General features: G+C 39.0%; 15 protein-coding genes. All 15 read right to left on the reverse strand.

All coding sequences use genetic code 11. The features are described from left to right. Window positions 1-14: 14 nt before the first annotated feature. Complete coding sequence (locus C231_RS0102185; RefSeq protein WP_018659007.1) at window positions 15-317, reverse strand: PTS sugar transporter subunit IIB; 303 nt, start codon at window positions 315-317, stop codon at window positions 15-17. A gap of 15 nt (window positions 318-332) precedes the next feature. After that, window positions 333-2,426 (reverse strand): BglG family transcription antiterminator, encoded by a 2,094-nt coding sequence (locus C231_RS0102190; RefSeq protein WP_018659008.1) that lies wholly within the window; start codon window positions 2,424-2,426, stop codon window positions 333-335. A 264-nt stretch (window positions 2,427-2,690) separates the two neighbouring features. Beyond that, on the reverse strand, window positions 2,691-3,764 hold the full coding sequence (locus C231_RS0102195; protein ID WP_018659009.1) for a mandelate racemase/muconate lactonizing enzyme family protein: 1,074 nt from the start codon (window positions 3,762-3,764) through the stop codon (window positions 2,691-2,693). A 14-nt stretch (window positions 3,765-3,778) separates the two neighbouring features. Next, window positions 3,779-5,155 carry a transglutaminase-like domain-containing protein gene (locus C231_RS0102200; RefSeq protein WP_018659010.1) on the reverse strand — a complete coding sequence of 459 codons (1,377 nt, stop codon included), beginning with the start codon at window positions 5,153-5,155 and terminating at the stop codon, window positions 3,779-3,781. Between the two features lie 36 nt (window positions 5,156-5,191). Beyond that, window positions 5,192-6,121 (reverse strand): ABC transporter ATP-binding protein, encoded by a 930-nt coding sequence (locus C231_RS07605; protein ID WP_018659011.1) that lies wholly within the window; start codon window positions 6,119-6,121, stop codon window positions 5,192-5,194. Continuing rightward, window positions 6,114-7,139 (reverse strand): ABC transporter ATP-binding protein, encoded by a 1,026-nt coding sequence (locus C231_RS0102210; RefSeq protein ID WP_018659012.1) that lies wholly within the window; start codon window positions 7,137-7,139, stop codon window positions 6,114-6,116. Before C231_RS0102210 ends, C231_RS07605 begins: the two co-directional genes overlap by 8 nt. A gap of 20 nt (window positions 7,140-7,159) precedes the next feature. After that, window positions 7,160-8,050, reverse strand: a complete 891-nt coding sequence (locus C231_RS0102215; RefSeq protein WP_018659013.1) for an ABC transporter permease — start codon at window positions 8,048-8,050, stop codon at window positions 7,160-7,162. 12 nt (window positions 8,051-8,062) lie between these two features. Continuing rightward, window positions 8,063-8,995: an ABC transporter permease gene (locus tag C231_RS0102220; RefSeq protein WP_026314304.1), complete on the reverse strand. Its 933-nt coding sequence runs from the start codon at window positions 8,993-8,995 to the stop codon at window positions 8,063-8,065. A 99-nt stretch (window positions 8,996-9,094) separates the two neighbouring features. Then, a complete protein-coding gene (locus C231_RS0102225; protein ID WP_018659015.1) occupies window positions 9,095-10,678 on the reverse strand; it encodes an ABC transporter substrate-binding protein in 1,584 nt (527 codons plus the stop codon). 292 nt (window positions 10,679-10,970) lie between these two features. After that, on the reverse strand, window positions 10,971-12,308 hold the full coding sequence (locus C231_RS0102230) for a glycoside hydrolase family 1 protein (RefSeq protein ID WP_018659016.1): 1,338 nt from the start codon (window positions 12,306-12,308) through the stop codon (window positions 10,971-10,973). A 26-nt stretch (window positions 12,309-12,334) separates the two neighbouring features. After that, window positions 12,335-13,696: a PTS sugar transporter subunit IIC gene (locus C231_RS0102235; protein WP_018659017.1), complete on the reverse strand. Its 1,362-nt coding sequence runs from the start codon at window positions 13,694-13,696 to the stop codon at window positions 12,335-12,337. Window positions 13,697-13,787: 91 nt separating this feature from the next. Continuing rightward, window positions 13,788-15,143: an alpha-L-fucosidase gene (locus tag C231_RS0102240; RefSeq protein ID WP_018659018.1), complete on the reverse strand. Its 1,356-nt coding sequence runs from the start codon at window positions 15,141-15,143 to the stop codon at window positions 13,788-13,790. 303 nt (window positions 15,144-15,446) lie between these two features. Next, window positions 15,447-16,292 (reverse strand): hypothetical protein, encoded by an 846-nt coding sequence (locus C231_RS0102245; RefSeq protein ID WP_018659019.1) that lies wholly within the window; start codon window positions 16,290-16,292, stop codon window positions 15,447-15,449. Between the two features lie 184 nt (window positions 16,293-16,476). After that, entirely contained in the window at window positions 16,477-17,313 is an 837-nt protein-coding gene (locus C231_RS08175; RefSeq protein WP_018659020.1) for an N-acetylmuramoyl-L-alanine amidase family protein, read from the reverse strand. Window positions 17,314-17,357: 44 nt separating this feature from the next. Further along, window positions 17,358-18,014 carry a sigma-70 family RNA polymerase sigma factor gene (locus tag C231_RS0102255; RefSeq protein WP_018659021.1) on the reverse strand — a complete coding sequence of 219 codons (657 nt, stop codon included), beginning with the start codon at window positions 18,012-18,014 and terminating at the stop codon, window positions 17,358-17,360. Window positions 18,015-18,093: the final 79 nt, after the last annotated feature.

Below are 18,093 nucleotides of genomic sequence, written 5' to 3' on the forward strand. Positions count from 1 at the left end.
CTCCAATTAATCATTTATAAAGCGCCTTTTTCTTTTAATACTGGTGTAATTTTTTCTTCGATTTCTGCTTTGGATACAATATTATTGAGATAAATTATGGTTGTTTCTGATGGAATATTAAATTTCTCAAATTGGCTTCTGAAATTTTCCGCTGTAATGATAATGTCAGAAGGCATCGAAACCGCTGACGAGATATCGACATGGTCTAAATGAGCCTCCACTCCTAAATGGTTCAAAACGTCTTCTGTCGACATCTGCGCTGCAAAACTACTTCCTAAACCCGCACCGCATACAAATAAAATATTTATCTTTTTCATTATATTTCCCCCTTTTTAATGAATCATTGGCGCTGATTGATCAAACAAAATGTTTTTAAATGTATGTAAATCATCAGCTTCAATCAATGCTTCGACTTTTTTCTCATCATTAATTAATTCCACAAGTTCGCGCATCACATTCAAATGCGAATATGAATCGGTCGCCGCTAAACAAAAGACAATTTTTACAGGATCAAATGTCGGATGATGAAATGTTACACCCTCTTTAAATGTTGCAACACTCAATCCAAGGTGGTTCACCCCATCTTCAGGACGTGCATGTGCGAGTGCCAAATTTTTCCCAATGACAATATATGGCCCATGTTCTTCCAATGTCTCAATCATTGCTGTAATATATTCTGGATTAATATTTCGCTGTTTTAAAAGTGGTTGCGCCACTAATTCAATAGCTTGCCGCCAATCTTCACATGGTTCATGAATAAAAATATGACGGTCTGTCAATACATCTTTTAACATAGGTAAAATCTCCTTCATATCAACTCTCAAATGATTTTTTTGAAACAAGTTTTTCAATTCATGATAGATTTCTGGACTAACATTTCCAGCACTCTTTTCAATTAAGCTCAATATTTGATTGAAAAATTGCGTATATTTCTGTTCTGTTGAAACAATTCGCATAAGTCCTTGGTTAGCATGCAAGAATTGTTTGACTTCTTCTTTCGTATGTTTATTTAAGATCGGACTTAATTCCAATGTCGGAAGTGTAATGGAAGAAAGTGGACTGGTCGTAAAAATTAGATCCACATCTAATTTATCGACAATTTCTAAATCTCCTGCTCCTAGCACTGCGACAATGTCTAATTGGGGAAAGCTAGACTTCAAATTTACAGCTAATAAATTCCCTGTTGCCAACCCATGACTGCACACCACTACACATTTATAAGAAGGTTGTAATAATTTATTTATTTTGATTGCTACAGATGAAAAATGAATCGTTAAAAAAGCAATTTCATCATCTGTTACTCTATTAAAAGAAGAATCAATCTCTTCCACCATAAAGCTTTGAATCGAACGGAAGATTTTCCCATAATCTTTTTTTATTTCTTCTGTTAGTGGATTTTTTATTTGAATATCATGTGCGACCCGATTGGTGAAAGCTGCCATATGTTGATAAAGTCCAGTAAAGAGGTCCCGTCCGCTTGCAGTAAATGGAATATGGGTCTGCGCTTCAACATGTTGAATAAGTTGCATCGTTAAAAATTGAATCTTCGTCCATTCAAATGGATTATCCAACTCGCGCATATTAAAGGATGAAATAATAAATTGAATATATGCCCTTTCAGATTCTGGAACACTCAGTTGGAAAGTTTCTGCCACTTGTTGTATGCAGTGTGCTATATTTTGCTGTCCATGATTTTTTTCTGAAGTTACTGTATCAATATATTCACCCACGCGAAGCCGCTTAAGCCAAACTAACATAAATAAAGCAATTTGTTTTTGATAAATGTCTTCATCAATCTCACAAATATAATGGGCAATAATATCTTTTACTTTTTGCATTTCAAAAGGCGTAATATATTTTGTCAATAGCCGTTTTAACGGCGATATTTCCATTTTTAATTCATTTGTGAAATCGATCACGCCAACTGTTTCATTGATATAATCAAAAAGCATAATACGAATACTTTGCTCTGAACCAATCAACTTCATTCCTTCGCGCGGAAGACTTACTGCCTGAATATCATAAGCTTCAATCAACTTGCGCAACTGCCTCATGTCTTGATCCATTGTACTTTTGGATACTTGATATTTCTCTTCCATTTGATTGACAAATATTTTTTTCGATGAAAAAGATAATGTGAGCAATAAATCAAAAATACGTTCTTTCCGATTCAAATAATATTCATTGAATGCATAGAGATTTTTTACGACAGCATGCTGCTGTTCTTGGCTCAATTGCAAAATATAACCTTGCTCTTTTGAGTTTTGAATCTCCAAAACACCCAGTTGCTCTAAATAATCATTAATTTCTTGGATATCATTTCGAATGGTTCGTTGACTCACTCTAAATTCTTGAGCCAAACTCTTTGAGTCAACTGGAAGGTCTTCTAATAATCTTCTCAGTATTTCTATGCTTCGGCTTTTCATATTGATCCCTCTCATCCTTCTTCAGTATACGGTGAACGTTTACCTTCTAAAAGTAGAGGTTATTTCCAAAGCATGAGGAAATAATGTAAACGCTTCACAATTTATGATTATAATTAGTCCATTTATTGTTTTAGGGGTTGCCTGCTTTATGATGCACCATAATTTGCTAAAGCTCTTAAGAAAATAAATAAGCCAAAATTCTTAAAAAAGGCAAATAAAAAGCCGTCTGTTTTCAAAAGAAAACAGACGGGAGGTTTGAAGCTATTAAAATTGTAAATCGACATGTAGTCCTAGTCCTGGGGCATCTGGGACAGTCACGATACCGCCGCTTTGAGTAAAGCCCCCAGTAATGCCTGGAACTTCTTCCATCAACAAATAACTATCTAAATCAGCATAGGAGATATTCTTCTGTGAAACAGCAAGTGCCGCTCCTGCTGCAATGCCAATACGCGATTCAGTCATGCAACCGACCATACATTCAAGTCCAGCGGCTTGTGCAATCGCATTAATTTGTAAGGCAGGATACAATCCCCCTGATTTCATCAATTTGATATTAATCACATCGCATGCTTCCATTTTAACGACACGACTAGCATCTTGTGGTGATAGGACACTTTCATCGGCCATGATCAGTTGTTGGGCATGCTGTGTAACTTTTTTCAGTCCTTCTAAGTCATGCCATGGAACAGGTTGTTCAATCTCATCAACATGATAAGTTTCAAATGCTCGTGCAATTTGAACGGCTTGCTTAGCATGGTAGCCTTGATTCGCATCAACACGTAAACTAATCTCTGGACCAACGGCTTCACGTATCAAGCGAATGGCTTCCACATCATCTACAGGATCAATGCCAATTTTTATTTTTAAAATACGGTAGCCTTCTGCTACATATTTTTGAGCAAGAGCTGCCATCTTCTGTGGCTCATCGATTCCAATGGTAATATCTGAAGCAATCTGATTGGAAGCTCCACCGATCAACTGATACACTGGTGCACCCATTTTCTTCCCTAGAATATCATAAAGTGCTAGATCAATTCCTGCTTTTCCTGAAGATTTGCCTTTAATGAAACGATTCATGCGGTCATGAATATGTCCAATGGCGAGCGGATTCTCACCGCGCAAGAAGTCGTCCATATCTGCTAAAAAGCATTCCACTTCCTCTATACTATTTCCTGTTACGACTCGCGAAGGCTGCGATTCACCATAACCGACAATCCCTTCATCTGTTTCAACTTTTACGATAATCGTTTCACTGCGCTGCTCATCGGAAGATGCAATTTTGAAATTGACGACTGGCACTAGATGCAGTCGTTTGAAACTAATTTTGGTAATTTTCATAGCCATTCCTCTTTCTATTTCGAGTCGCTTTCTTTTGGCAGCTCTTTTATTGAGATAATTTCTTCTACTATTTCGATATCTTCATAAAATAACTTGCCACTTTCAAATTCCGCTTCACCATTTTGGTTATCATAAGGATCATTTCGCGTAAATTGCAGTGCTGGATTGAAATCTGCTTGAAACTCAGCACTTGCTGGCATACGGAATGGTTCTAAGTTGCCAAAATAAAATTCCCAGCGTTCTTTTTCTCCTGCACGAAATGCAGAGCCACCGAATGAACAGTCCGCAAAGAGCCAGCCATAAGGCGCCACATAAAATTGAGCCCAATCATGGTTGCCAATGGTGACTGGATTCGTGTAGAGTCCTGCTTGCCAACGTGCAGGTACACCAACCGCTCGGCAAAGCGCAATAAAAGTAAGGGCCTGAATACCACAGTCGCCTTTAAAACCAGTCAATGTATATGCTGGAATATCTGTAATGGCATAATATGGACGCATAAATGAATATTTCACATGGGTCGTAATATATTCATAAATTTTCCACGCTTTGAGAAGTGGATTTTTTTCTTGACCGACAATTTCTTCTGCAACTGACCGAATATAAGGAGTGAATTTAATGTGCGGATAGCTTTCTTCTGTATAAAATGTCGGCTGATCTGCGGTAACTTTTTCAGGGTCTGGCTTAACATATATCATATGATTGTCAAAGACATATTCTATTTGGAATTCTTCCCCCGCTTCATATGGCTTCTCAAAATAAATAGAACGTGCCAATGCATCGCGTGGTGCAATAGCAGTTGGTGTATGTGATGTATGAAGAAGCTTGAAATTCTCTACTTGTGCATATTCTACAGGGAGTGGCAAATGAAGTCGCAGCAACTCTCCCGGCTTTTGGGCATGATCTTTTACTTTAAATGTCGAGCGCAAATGAATACGATAAGTAAGTTCGCCATTTGCTTTCATTTTATGCATCACTTCATTTAAATTAGCAGTTCGCTGATCAATGAGGTCGGGGTTTTGGCAGCGTGCAGCATAGTCGGCACGTGTTTTCATAATATTCAGCAAGAAATTCTCGCGATAATATTTTTCCCCATTAATGAATACCCAATCAATGGCATCTTCATCCACTAATGTCTGAAATTCTTCTGGCTGAAAATCTTTGACGCTTTCTGCTAGCATCTGGCGCGCTTGTGTTTCGCTATATGGATAAGCGTCTTGAATAATCGGGATAATCTCACGTTCTTGTAAGAGGCGTTCACGTAATGATGTAGGAATCTCTCTTTTTAAATATAAATCAATCTGACGTAATGCCTCATCGAAAAAACCAGCTGCTTTCAGCTTTAAGACATTTTCAGGAAGAGGCGTTGCTAAATGTGGCAACTGTCGGTTCATGGTGTATCTTTCCTTTCTGATGACATATATTAGTGATTATAATTTTTTGCAAAAAACAAAATGTCCAGGTTTCACTTCATGCAAGGCGCACGCTTTTTGATCATCATCTAGTACATAACCATCTGGAAGTGGCACATGATAATCTACGTGGCGTTCTTTAATGCCTTCATGTTCGACATTTGGAATAGAACGCAAGAGAAGTTTCGTATAAGGATGCAATGGGTGGAAATAAAGTTCTTCACGGTCTGCCAACTCCACCACTTTACCATGGTACATCACCATAATGCGGTCTGACATATGGTAGACGACATTCAAGTTGTGCGAAATAAAGACATAAGTTAAATTCTCCACTTCTTGCAAATATATTAATAAGTTCATAATCTGAGACTGAATTGAAACGTCCAGTGCCGATACTGCCTCATCACAGACAACGAATTTCGGTCTTAAGGCCAGTGAGCGTGCAATCCCAATTCTTTGGCGCTGACCGCCAGAGAATTCATGCGGATAACGGTTAATATAATGCGGCTCTAATCCACAAATCTCCATAAAATAATGGACCCGCGCTTTACGCTCTTCCAGTGGTAGATCCCCTTGAATATCAAGTGGTTCTTGGATTAATTGCCCGACCGTCATTCGCGGATCAAGCGACGAATAAGGATCCTGGAAAATGATTTGCATCTCTTTTCGAAGTGGCCGCATCTGTTTACGCGTTAAGTCTTGAATAGGGCGCCCTTCAAACAAGATTTCGCCACTTGTTGGGTCATTCAAGCGAATCATAGTACGTCCGATCGTTGTCTTTCCACTTCCAGACTCTCCTACGATACCTAGCGTTTCGCCTTCGTAGACGACAAAAGAAACATCATCAACAGCTTTTACCACTTCTTTGCTGCCGCTTAAGGTATTGCCACCCGTTGGAAAATATTTACATACATGATTGACTTCGAACAACACTTTCTTTTCACTCATCGCTTTCACCCGCTTTCATTGCTTGATCTTGTGCTTGGCTCGACCATTCATTTTTAAAGATACGCACAAAATGACCCGGTTCTTGTTCTACAAGTGCACTTTCTTCTGCATTGATTCTTGCTTGATAGGTCGCTCGGTCAAAAATATTATCCCCCGTTGTCAATGAAAGATCATCATTTTTCACCGCTTGATGAACCAACTCGATACGTGCTTGACGGTTTGATACATCTGGAATAGCTGCAAGTAATGAGCGTGTATATGGATGCAGCGGATTCTCAAAAATAGCTTCCACACTACCATACTCGACAACGCGTCCTTTATACATAACAAGCACATTCTCACTCACTTTCGATACAACACCTAAATCGTGTGTAATCATAATGACTGATGTATTAAAATCTTCTTTTAATTTATTAATCAGATCTAGAATTTGAGCTTGGGTCGTTACATCTAATGCAGTAGTTGGCTCATCACAGATAAGTAGCGATGGATCACAACTGAGTGCAATCGCAATCATCACACGCTGCCGCATCCCACCTGAAAGTTGATGTGGATAGCTGTCAACACGCTCTTCTGGATTTTTGATTTCTACTTTGCGTAACATTTCGATAGCTCGCTCACGCGCTTGGTCCTTTGACATTTTAAGGTGCGTCATCAAGCTCTCCATAATCTGCTCACCAATCGTCAGCAGTGGATTCAGCGCAGTCATCGGTTCTTGGAAAATCATAGCAATCTTATGGCCTCGAACATCTTGCATTTGACGCGCATTCTTCTTCAGTAAATTCTCTCCTTCAAACAAAATCTCGCCACTGTCAATCTTTGCAGGTGGAATTGGTAAAAGTTGCATAATAGACAAAGCCGTCACACTTTTTCCACTTCCAGACTCTCCTACAATCCCCAACGTCTGCCCGGCATCCAATGAGAAGCTGACATGGTCGACGGCTCTATCTAGTGCTTGCTTTCCTTGGAAGTATATGGATAAATCTTTCACTTCCAACAGTTTTTTTGAATCTCCCATCACCTTTCATCCTCCTACTCTTAATCCATGCGGCGCAATCTTGGATCAAGTGCATCGCGCAGTGCATCACCTAACAAGTTAAAGGCAAGAACCGTCAGCACCAAAGCAATTGACGGAAATAGCACATAACCTGGAAGTGTCGAAATATATACGCGACCTACACTAATAATCTGGCCCCAGCTTGAAGTCGGGGGCTGTACACCTAGTCCTAAGAAACTCAAGCTCGCTTCATACATAATATCTTGCGGAATGGCCATCGTCATATTGACAATAATTGTCGAGAGCGTATTGGGAATTAAATGCTTAAAGATAATATGTGTATTCCCTGCACCAAATGAATGCGCAGCTTCCACATATTCATTTTCTTTCAATTGCAAAATCTGCGACCGAATCATGCGTGCCATTCCTGTCCAGCCCACCATTCCAATCGCAATAAATACATTAATGACACCTGTTCCAATAATATTCATAATCACAATCGCAAATAAAATCTTAGGAAATGAACCAAAAATTTCAATAATACGTGAAATGAGTGAATCCACCCATCCACCAAAATAACCAGCAAGTGCCCCCATCAAAACACCAATGGTCATCGCAATAAGTTCTGCGATAATTCCGACACTCAAAGAAACACGTGTACCATAGATAATTCGTGAAAAGATATCCCGCCCGAATTCATCTGTTCCTAACCAGTGAATGTTAGTTGGCTTCGATAAAACATGCGCCGTATCTTGAAATCCTTCATCATAAGGTGCAATTTGTGGTGCAAAAAGCGCCACCACAATAAGCAATAAGATTAAAAGAAGAGAAACGATGGCGACTTTATTTTCTCTCAACTTCTCCCACACATGGTGGTAGAAATTTGTCGAAGTAATGACTTGTTCTTGACTTAATGCATTTTGTGCCTCCATTATTTTTCCTCCTTAATCATTATCTTTTGCCAGACGGATACGCGGATCAATTAATCCATAGAATAAATCAATGCCTAGATTCACTAGCACAAAAATCATCGCAATATATACCGTCACTCCTTGAATAATTGGCGTGTCGCGTTGCATAATCGCATCAACCAACAAACGACCAATACCATTCAATCCAAAAACAGTCTCAACGAGAACTGCCCCACCTAAAATGGCTTTAAAACTATTTCCTAAAAAAGTTAAAATTGGAATCAGTGCATTTTTTAGTCCATGCACTAAAATGATACGTTGACGTGAGATACCCTTGGCTGTTGCTGTACGCATATAGTCTTGACCCAAAACATCAAGCATACTCGTTCGTGTCAGTCGTGCAACTTCTGCCGCACATATCATTCCCATCGTCACAGATGGCAGAACATAACCTTGCCATGATGTAAGACCTGACAAGGGCAGTAGTTGCATTTTCAGTCCAAAAATATATTGCAACAAAATCGCCAGCAAAAATGATGGCAATGCCATTCCAAGGGTTGACAGTCCCATAATCAATTGATCCCAGAACTTACCGCGATTAAGAGCTGCCATTATTCCCATCGCCAGTCCAACAACAAGCGCAAAAAGAATAATGGTAACGGCCAGCGTTCCAGTTACACGAAATCCTTCTATGATTAACTGCATCACCGGTTTATATTTAAAATAAGAAGTACCAAAATCAAAGAACACTAAGTTTCTTAAAAAGAGAAAATATTGTACAAAATAGGGCTTATCCAGTCCTAATTGTGCGTTGATGCGATCAATCGCTGCCTGGTCGGTAATTTTTTCGGTCATCACTGTCGCAGCATCCCCAGGGGCCACATTCACCATGATGAATGTCAAAAGTGTGACTCCAATAAGAACAACTAGCGTTTGAATAAGACGACTTCGTATATATTTTTTCACTTTCATCATCCTTTCTTGCGCAAGAATAAAGAGAAATGTGGAATTCTCTGTTACATCGAACTCCACATTTCCGCTTTCAATTCATTCACTTAAAATCGTTTATTTAGAAACGACATTTGCATGGGTAAAGTCAAGTAAACCGTCAACGTAGACAATTCCTTCAATATTCTCATTCATTAAGTAGTGGAATACCGGATAATAAAGTGGTACTGTCGCTACTTCATCTTCAACTAAAATCTTATCAATTTTCTCATAATGTGCTTCACGTTTTTCCATTGGTAAGCGGCGTCCTTCTGAAAGCAGTTCATCTGTTTCAGGTTTGCCCCAATCCGGTGTACGGTTTGGTGTAGCATTAGAATGGAAGAATGTATATAAGAAGTTGTCTGGATCTGGATAGTCTTTATACCAGTTTCTGAACACTGTTTGGATTTCGCCCGCATTACGTTTATCGAGATAAGTTGCGCGGTCCACAAGGTTCACTTCCATATCAATTCCTGCTTTAGACAGCTGCTCTTGCAATACGACCGCTGCATCTGCCAATTCATTACCTTCAATGACCCATGTTGAAATTTTCACGCCATCAGGATAACCGTTGTCTGCAAGAAGTTTCTTCGCACCTTCAGGATCGGCAGGTGTCAATGGGCGATCTGTATGCCCAAGTACTTTCGGTGGAATTGCAGATGTTGCAGGTGTTGCATTGCCTTGCAAGAAACTATTGACAAGCGCTTCTTTATCGACAGCCATAGCGAATGCTTTACGAACATTTTTATCATTTAATGGTTCCATTGCTGTATTGAAGACGACTTCAAAAATTCCCATCGCTTCGATCTTGTGTAAGTCGGCACTGTCAGCGTAGTTGCCTGCCATTTTGTTCGAAATAAGTGCGGAGTTAATATTGCCTGCTTCATATTCCATTGCAAGTGTATTCTCATCCATGTTGTAGATCCACATTTCATCTAAGTGAACTTCTCCACCATGATAATCTTCATTTTTAACAGCTTTGAAATGATCCGCTGCAACAAATTCATCAAATTTGTAAGGACCTGTTCCAACAAAAGTCGTCACACCCCAGTCAGCTCCAGCTTTTTCAGTTGCTTCTTTTGGATAGATCATTGTCATCTCGGAGCCAAGCACATATGGGAATGGAGCATAAGCATCTTCAAGTTCAAATTCAACAGTATAATCATCAAGGGCACGAACACCAACCAATGCATCGGCCTCACCTTCAAGCAGTGCATGAGCACCTTTAATCATATCAGCAATAAATGTATTCGTACTCATAGTCTCTGGCGTATAAAGTCGGGTAAATGTAAAGACCACATCGTCCGCTTTAAGCTCTGAACCGTCATGGAATTTCACGCCTTCTTTTAATTTTACAGTATAAGTCGTATTATCTTCCGTTTTTGGAAGGTCTTCTGCTAAAAGCGGTGTCAAATTCATATCTTTGTCATAAGTATAAAGTGGCTCTGCTACAAGACGAGCAGGCTGAATAACATCAGCAGTCGTTGAAAGTTGTCCATCCAAAGTGGTCATCTGTGTCGCTGATCGCCCATATTTCAAGACTTTAGGTTCACCATCACCACCATTTGATCCACCTTTACCGCCACAACCTACTAAGAAAACAGTGACTGCTGCAAAAAATGTCAGCAGCTTTAGCCATTGCTTTTGCATTTTATTTTTCATTTTCATCTCCCTCACCTTTCTGAAAACTTCTAATCAAATTCTAATCATCGAATTTAAATTATATTTATATTAGAGCGATACTCCTTTTTTGTCAAGTACAATTCCCTAACTTTTTACAAAAAGCTTTCTAAAACCGCTATATAACGCGCAATTAAAGGGCCCGTAGTCCATTGCATTATGTGTCAGTTATTTTTCAAAGCAGTCGAAAAATATTTAATCAGATTAGAAAATAATGAGAAAAACTCTTGCCACAAGGTAACTTTGTACCTTGCAACAAGAGTTATTTTTCTTTTTATTCATATTTGCGCATCGTTTCAATGAAATCCTTATACCAGTAACCACTCTGCTTAATGGTACGTTTCATCGTATTGAAATCAACTCCGATCAGACCATAGCGTTTCTGATAGCCATTCGTCCATGAGAGCAAATCAAGTGCTGACCATACATAATATCCTGTAATCTGACAGCCTTGACCGATTAAATCACGGACAACATTTGTATGTTCTTTCAAATAAGATTGACGCTGTTCATCAATAAACTCACCCGTTGCCGTTATTGGATCATCAAAGCCCATGCCATTTTCAGAAATGATAATCTCACAAGGACCATATTGTGCATATATACCTTGAATCAAATCGCTCAAACCTTGCGGATAAATTTCCCAGTCCCATTTTGTATAGTGGCCTCCTGGAACTTTCACAAATTTAAATTGCTTCTCCAAGTAGGGGTGATCGAGATCGCCCGCAGCAACAACGCGGCGCATATAATAATTTATCCCTAAAAAATCGCCGCAATTGTCTTTCATCACTTCAATATCTTCCGATGTTATTTTTGGCGACTGGTAATTTTTTTGACAATAGGCGAGCATCGCGCTCGGATAAGTGCCTGTAAGTGCTGGACTAATATACCAGTCTGACAAATAATCATAAGCGATCTGTCGTGCTTTGAGTGCATCTTCTGTTTCTTCTAGCACATCGACAGGCATCGGATTTAATACGATACCAATCTTCCCATCCATTTTCATTTCTCTAAAGAGGCGAATGGCTTTAGCACTCGCCACATTATAGTGATGCGACACTTGGAGCGCTTCACCATATTCATTCTTATGTTGTGGCGGATGTGTCCCTTGCACATAACCTTCGATTACTTCAGATGCTGGCTCATTAATCGTCGCCCACAACTTCACACGTCCCTTAAATGTTTCAAATAACACTTGACAATATGCTAGAAAAGCTTCAATCGTTTCAGGATTGAACCATCCTCCTTCTTCTAACAGTGGTAGCGGCAGATCCCAATGATAAAGTGTTACATATGGCTCAATATCATATTTTAAGAGTTCATCCACTAGATCGCGATAAAATTGTAGTCCTTTTTCATTAATCTTCCCTCGACCCTCTGGGAAAATACGGGACCACGAAATAGAAAAGCGGTAGGATTCCAGACCAATTTCGGAAAACAATTTGACATCTTCTTTCATATGATGGTAATGATCAACCGCAAATCGTCCGTCATAGCCAAGGTTATTCAATTCATAAAATTGGTCCCACGAATTCTTTCCTTTTCCATCGTCATATGTCGCTCCTTCAACTTGATAGGCCGCCGTTGCTGCACCCCATAAAATATTCTTCACTGTAGCATCTCCTTTTAAACCATTGCTTATTCAGTCGAAAGTAGTTGTTTTTCATATGATTTAAAGAATGGATACCAGATGACCATATCAACAATAATTAGCAAACTAACCCAAATGAATGCTTTCCAGTCATATGTGGTAATCATTGCACCAAGTGGCGCTGGTGTCGTCCATGGCACATAGGCAACCGTTTTTTTGATGAGATCTGTTGCCATTACAATATAGGTCAACATCCCATTAACTGTCTGAACAAGGACGAAAGGAATAAGTAAATTAATATTCAAAACAAGCGGTGTCCCGAAAATAATCGGTTCATTAATATTAAAAAGTGATGGGACAATGGCAAGTCTTCCTAGTTTTTTGAGCTGTTCGGATTGGCTACGCAACATTAACAAGTTCAAGCCAATTGTCGCACCTGCCCCACCTAAAATCATAAAGAATGCACGAAAAGTTTCAGTGTAGATGAATTCTGGTGCCATACCTTGTGTCATGCTCGTACTATTAGCAGCCAAATTCCCTAATTCATATATTCCAACAATTCCACTGACAATTGATGATCCATGCAAACCAACAAACCATAATAATTGCGTGACAATCGAGATAATAATAATACCAACCCATGAATTCACAACATGCGATAATGGCTGGAATAATACGCCTACAAGCTGCGGAATTAATAACCCGCCTGTTACATTTTGTACTGTCAAACTTAACAAGAATGTTCCAATCACAACGACAGCTAATGGCACAATGTTCTCAAATGATGCCTTAACTGGAGCAGGTACTGCATCCGGCATTTTAATGATAAGGCGTTTTTCTTTGAAGAAACGCACAATTTCTGTTGCACCTAGTCCAATCAAAATTGCTGTAAATAATCCTTCCGATCCTAAATAGGACATCGGAATAACCATCGTTTGATTCACTAAGATATCGGCAGCAACCTGTCCTTCTTGAATCGTTGTAGACATCACTCCCAAATTCGAAGGTGCTGCAGCAATTAAGAAAGCGACACCTGATGTAATCATCGGGCCGATCGGATCTATTTTATAACTTTTAGCAAGCGATGTTGCAATGACTAAACCTACAAAAAAAGCAATCATCCCAATTGATGCACGAAAGAGCAATTCAATTGCTAGACCATTTGCTACGGCCCATTCTTTCCACATGATTAGAAATTTAAAGAAAATATTTGTCGGCTGCATCGTTTCCAAATTTACAGGAGGCGATGTGACAATTAATGTCATTCCTCCAACAAGTGCTAAAGGTGTCGCAGCAACCATTCCATCCTTAATCGCCGCTAGATGACGTTGATTTGAAATTTTCTGCCCAATTGGAATGAGATGCTCATTCAAATAATCTACAAAGTTACGTTCCATTTTCTTTTCCATTTATTTTCCTCCTTGTCTGGTCCAATATCATCCATCATTGTTAGCATTTTTTCTTATGATAGGTTGATAATGGTGTTGTTATTGTGCTAATTTATGATAATTGATGACTCTTTTTTATGACAATGGTGCCATATTTTCCTAGCAATTCACCGACTGTCACGCTCAAGTCTAGCGACTGCTGCAAATTGGCTATAACTTCTTGCGCCTTACAAGAAAGCGTTGTCCCTAATAGCTTTACATGTGCATTATCTGGAGCAAATTGCTCTAAATATAATGGTAAATGCTTCATCTCTTCTTTTTGAATAAATAAATAGTCCCTCTCCCCTTTTTGGGTACTTACCAAATGCTCTGGGCAATTGGGATTAGGATGTGTTTCAAAAATTGCTTCGCCATAAATATCCAGCCACTGCCCCACAATGTCCAAGACATTCTCCTCATAAATTGAAAGTGTGCCATCAGCTTTCGGACTAATATTTAATAGTAAATTACCGCCTTTTGCCACAACTTGAACGAGCTTCGCAATAACTTCTTGTGGCGTTAGATAATCATTAAGATGCTGCATGCGATTATAACCATAAGACTTACCAATGCCGCGACTTTCTTCCCATGGATGATCTTGAACTTGTTTGTCATTATATTCTGTTGAATAATAATCTCCAAAATGCTCGGGCATCCCTTTAAAAAAGCGATCATTGACGACTACTTCATCCTTGACTGGTGACTCATTGTAAAGCCATGGCAAAAATTCCAAGACGCCACTTTCTTCAATTGTCAAATCCCACTCGCCGCCATCTGCAAAAAGAAGGCTCGGTGTATATTTATTCACTAATTCATACAAATCAGGATGTAAGACATCTTTGAGATAGTCCTCTTTTGACAGTCCATATTTTTCGACATCCTTTTCTGGAATAAAATATCCCCCATCACAACGGTGCGATGGTACGCTTTCCCAATCAATCATTGAATAATAAAGACCAAAGCGCATGCCCTCTGCTTCAACAGCTTCTTTCAATTCACCTACTAGATCACGTTCAGGTCCTACAGTCATCGCATTCCAATCTTTTTTATGGTGATTTTCTGTTGGCCATAAGCAGTAACCGTCATGATGCTTAGCAGTGAGGACAACATATTTTGCACCTGACGCCTTCATGATATGTGCCAAGGACTCTGGATAAAATAGTTCCGCATTGAAATGCTTTCCAAAATCACGATACTCGAATTCCTCACCATAGACACGCCGATGAAAGTCATCGCCATTATTTTTATGTGTGCCATAAACTGTCGCATAATACCATTCTGCATATGAACCGAATAACTCATCATTCACCGACTTATAAGCAGGAACACTATAAGGCCCCCAATGAATGAAAATACCAAATTTTGCCTCTTGAAACCATTCTGGAATGGGCCGCTCATAAATTTTTGCTAATATTTTTTCTTTTTCCACGTACTATCTCACCCAATTTCTTTTGTCCACTAAATTACGCCAATTTTTTTCGTTAGTCAAACGATTTACATTGTCATAGGCCACAAATTTTAAAACGCTTACAGCCTCGCCCTATTTCAAAATAAAATTATCCACATGTTATACACTACTGCTCCACTAATAAATAAGCCCGCTAATACTGAATATTCTTCAAGCATTAGCGGGCCTATGTTATCTATCAATAGCACTGGTAAATATTTTTTTGGTCTATTACCTTTATTAAAGTATTTTCAAATATATTTCTCAATTCAAACCAAATGTTGTCTAAAATTTCTGATCCAAAAATTCCTCAATGGAACAAATATCAGGCATTTCATCATAAGTCTTTTTGAACCATTCAGCAATCAAGGTCTTACCACACTTTTTATAAAGATGATAGTGATTGCAAAATTTAATTTTAGGTTGATAATTTCGGCTATATTTTTCAAGAACATTCACCCTAGGAAAATCGGCATACTTGTTTAACATTTCTTCTTCATAATCTTGTAATAAGTTGTCATTTGCATACATGATGGCCACACTGCGTTCAATAAGTGCACTAATGGTACGGGGCGTCTCGGGAAGGATAAGTTCCTGACTTGGGGTAAAAGTCAATTGTGTCTGCCCTTTTTTATTCGCTTTATAATCACACATCTGATGCAAACCGATCCAGTCCGTCATTGCTTTGGATGTGCCTTTTATAGGTGCTAGAGCGAATTGACCATAAATAAGAGGAAGCTTGTAATAAATTTCCATCAATTTGGCAAGACATTTCAATTTAAAGAAGTTGATATGATATTTCTCTTTAAATTCTTCTGCGAGCTTCTTCGTCGTTTTAGAAGTTTTCAGCCATTTTCCATCATGATAAATGACTAGACTATTAAAAGGAGCAATCTTATTTTGCGAAAAGTCGATGAGTGCACATACCGTTTGATCGATGATGGGGTTATCATAATATATGGAATATTTTTCAACCTCGGCAGCAGCACGATTGCGATCGGTAAGGTCCAGTTGTTGAGGCGTGGAAGAAATGGGCAATATCTTATGATCTTTATCTACAAAATGCGAATGCAACAGAAATTGAGAAATACCCCACATGCGATATTTCATTATATTCTTTAAGCGAAACAAAATATATCATCTCCTTTTTTATTTGATTCTATATACACTATATCATAGACATTAAATAAAATTTCAAGCCTTTCTCAATTTTTTATAAAAATAAAAAGTCCCCGAGCCGATTGCACGCCGGGGACTTCGCCGTATATTATGGACTATGCCATGTGAAATGTCTGGGTCATTTCAGCTTATTTTTTTAAATTAAATGAACAGCTTGCGGATGGGCCGTCACATAAGCAAGACGTTCTTTTGAATATTGTACTTCATATTGATAGGCGCCATCGACAGCGATTTTTCGGTGAACTACTTCAAAAGTATCACCATAGGACATCTCATCTAATATATCTTGAACATTCCAACTGGGTCGCGTATAGATCTTCAAAGGGCCATGATGAATAGACAGAAGATGCGTTCCTTTTGCGACCCGTCCAACGGTTGGATATTGTTCATTGGATTGGCAACTATAAATTGACTCAGAAAAAGTCCCCAGTGAATATTCCGCCAAGATAGAAACTACTGCATCCGCTATCTGATAGAATTTCTTTTCATCGGCATACACTTTCCAATCATTAAGATTGTCAATAAAACCATAATTCAAAATAATCGTTGGTGTAGGATGTGTCAGTCGGTGCATAAAGCAATAATCTTTGCCATTAGGATAAGTGTGCGAATAACAACGCCGATATGGAATATCTGCAATTTTTGCAATGGCTTTCACAAGGGGCCTTGCTATTTTTGAATTGTCCGCAATGGAATGGAGCGCTTCAACCCCGCGTGATTGACCATCTGCAGCATTAAAATGATTGCTCAAACATAGGTCATATTGCCCTTTTACGCGTGCTGCTCGTGACTGATAAGCAAGTGTTTCATCCTTTTTGCGCGTTAAAGCTACGGGAACACCTAATTGCTTGAGTTGTTCATATTGATATAGGCTAATCTTCAAATTGAGATCTTTTTCAGCTGTGCCATCGCGTGCAGTTGCTCCTTTTTGCGCCCCACCATGACCAGGATCAATAATGATTGTTTTCTTCATTTTTATTTCCTTTCTTTTAAGTATATGACATTAGTGCATTCATTTTAAGAGTGGGTATCTGAAGCACCCTCTTCAGGTAATTCTTGCAATGCTTGCCATTTTTGAGTAATTTTTTGGCGAATGCGATAAAATTGACGGCGCGACATCCCATAATGGCGCGCAAGATTTGTATAATTGGTCTTTTTCTTATAGAGATCCACCACAATCCGCCGCTTTTGCGGGGTCAATTCCTTCATGAATTGCTCCATTAGCAAGGTCCACTCCGCTTTTTCCAGCGGTTGGTTGCCCTGCTTTGGCACATGATGTGCAATTACTTGTTCTGTCAGCTCCGCTTTTTTCTTATGGTGGCGCGCAAATTTGCGGATTTCGTCAATGATTTTCCAGCGGACACGTGTATAGGCATATCCTGTAAATTGATATATTTCGCATTCACGCTCTAATTCTTGGGGGAAGCGTTCATAAGCAGCAAGCAGTGCAATGCGACCTACTTGAACACAGTCGTCATAATGCGGATGGTTAGGGTAGAGCTTTAACTGTTTTAGACAGCCATAGATGATTTCCTCATGTAGCTGCAACAACTCACGTGCATGTTGCTCGCTTAGTTGCCTTTTTATATATGAGGGGGATTGAGAACTTTTGGCAGAAAGTTTTTTTATATCTGGCATATCTTCACCTTTTTTGTCTTGGCAATGTTTTGCCATATATGTCGTCCTTTCATATTGAATTTACTTGGCCAAGTGGTCCTCATTTTAGTGCATTAAAATTGCCTCCACATCTCAT

It is taken from the genome of Allofustis seminis DSM 15817 (assembly GCF_000374325.1).
GTDB lineage: Bacteria > Bacillota > Bacilli > Lactobacillales > Carnobacteriaceae_A > Allofustis > Allofustis seminis.

Bases quoted from the DNA above. Each gene is read 5' to 3' on its own strand.
- C231_RS0102185 (WP_018659007.1), bottom strand. From the start codon at position 317: ATGAAAAAGATAAATATTTTATTTGTATGCGGTGCGGGTTTAGGAAGT.
- C231_RS07605 (WP_018659011.1), bottom strand. From the start codon at position 6,121: ATGAGTGAAAAGAAAGTGTTGTTCGAAGTCAATCATGTATGTAAATAT.
- C231_RS0102225 (WP_018659015.1), bottom strand. From the start codon at position 10,678: ATGAAAAATAAAATGCAAAAGCAATGGCTAAAGCTGCTGACATTTTTT.
- C231_RS0102195 (WP_018659009.1), bottom strand. From the start codon at position 3,764: ATGAAAATTACCAAAATTAGTTTCAAACGACTGCATCTAGTGCCAGTC.
- C231_RS0102215 (WP_018659013.1), bottom strand. From the start codon at position 8,050: ATGGAGGCACAAAATGCATTAAGTCAAGAACAAGTCATTACTTCGACA.
- C231_RS0102190 (WP_018659008.1), bottom strand. From the start codon at position 2,426: ATGAAAAGCCGAAGCATAGAAATACTGAGAAGATTATTAGAAGACCTT.
- C231_RS0102210 (WP_018659012.1), bottom strand. From the start codon at position 7,139: ATGGGAGATTCAAAAAAACTGTTGGAAGTGAAAGATTTATCCATATAC.
- C231_RS08175 (WP_018659020.1), bottom strand. From the start codon at position 17,313: ATGAAGAAAACAATCATTATTGATCCTGGTCATGGTGGGGCGCAAAAA.
- C231_RS0102200 (WP_018659010.1), bottom strand. From the start codon at position 5,155: ATGAACCGACAGTTGCCACATTTAGCAACGCCTCTTCCTGAAAATGTC.
- C231_RS0102235 (WP_018659017.1), bottom strand. From the start codon at position 13,696: ATGGAAAAGAAAATGGAACGTAACTTTGTAGATTATTTGAATGAGCAT.
- C231_RS0102255 (WP_018659021.1), bottom strand. From the start codon at position 18,014: ATGGCAAAACATTGCCAAGACAAAAAAGGTGAAGATATGCCAGATATA.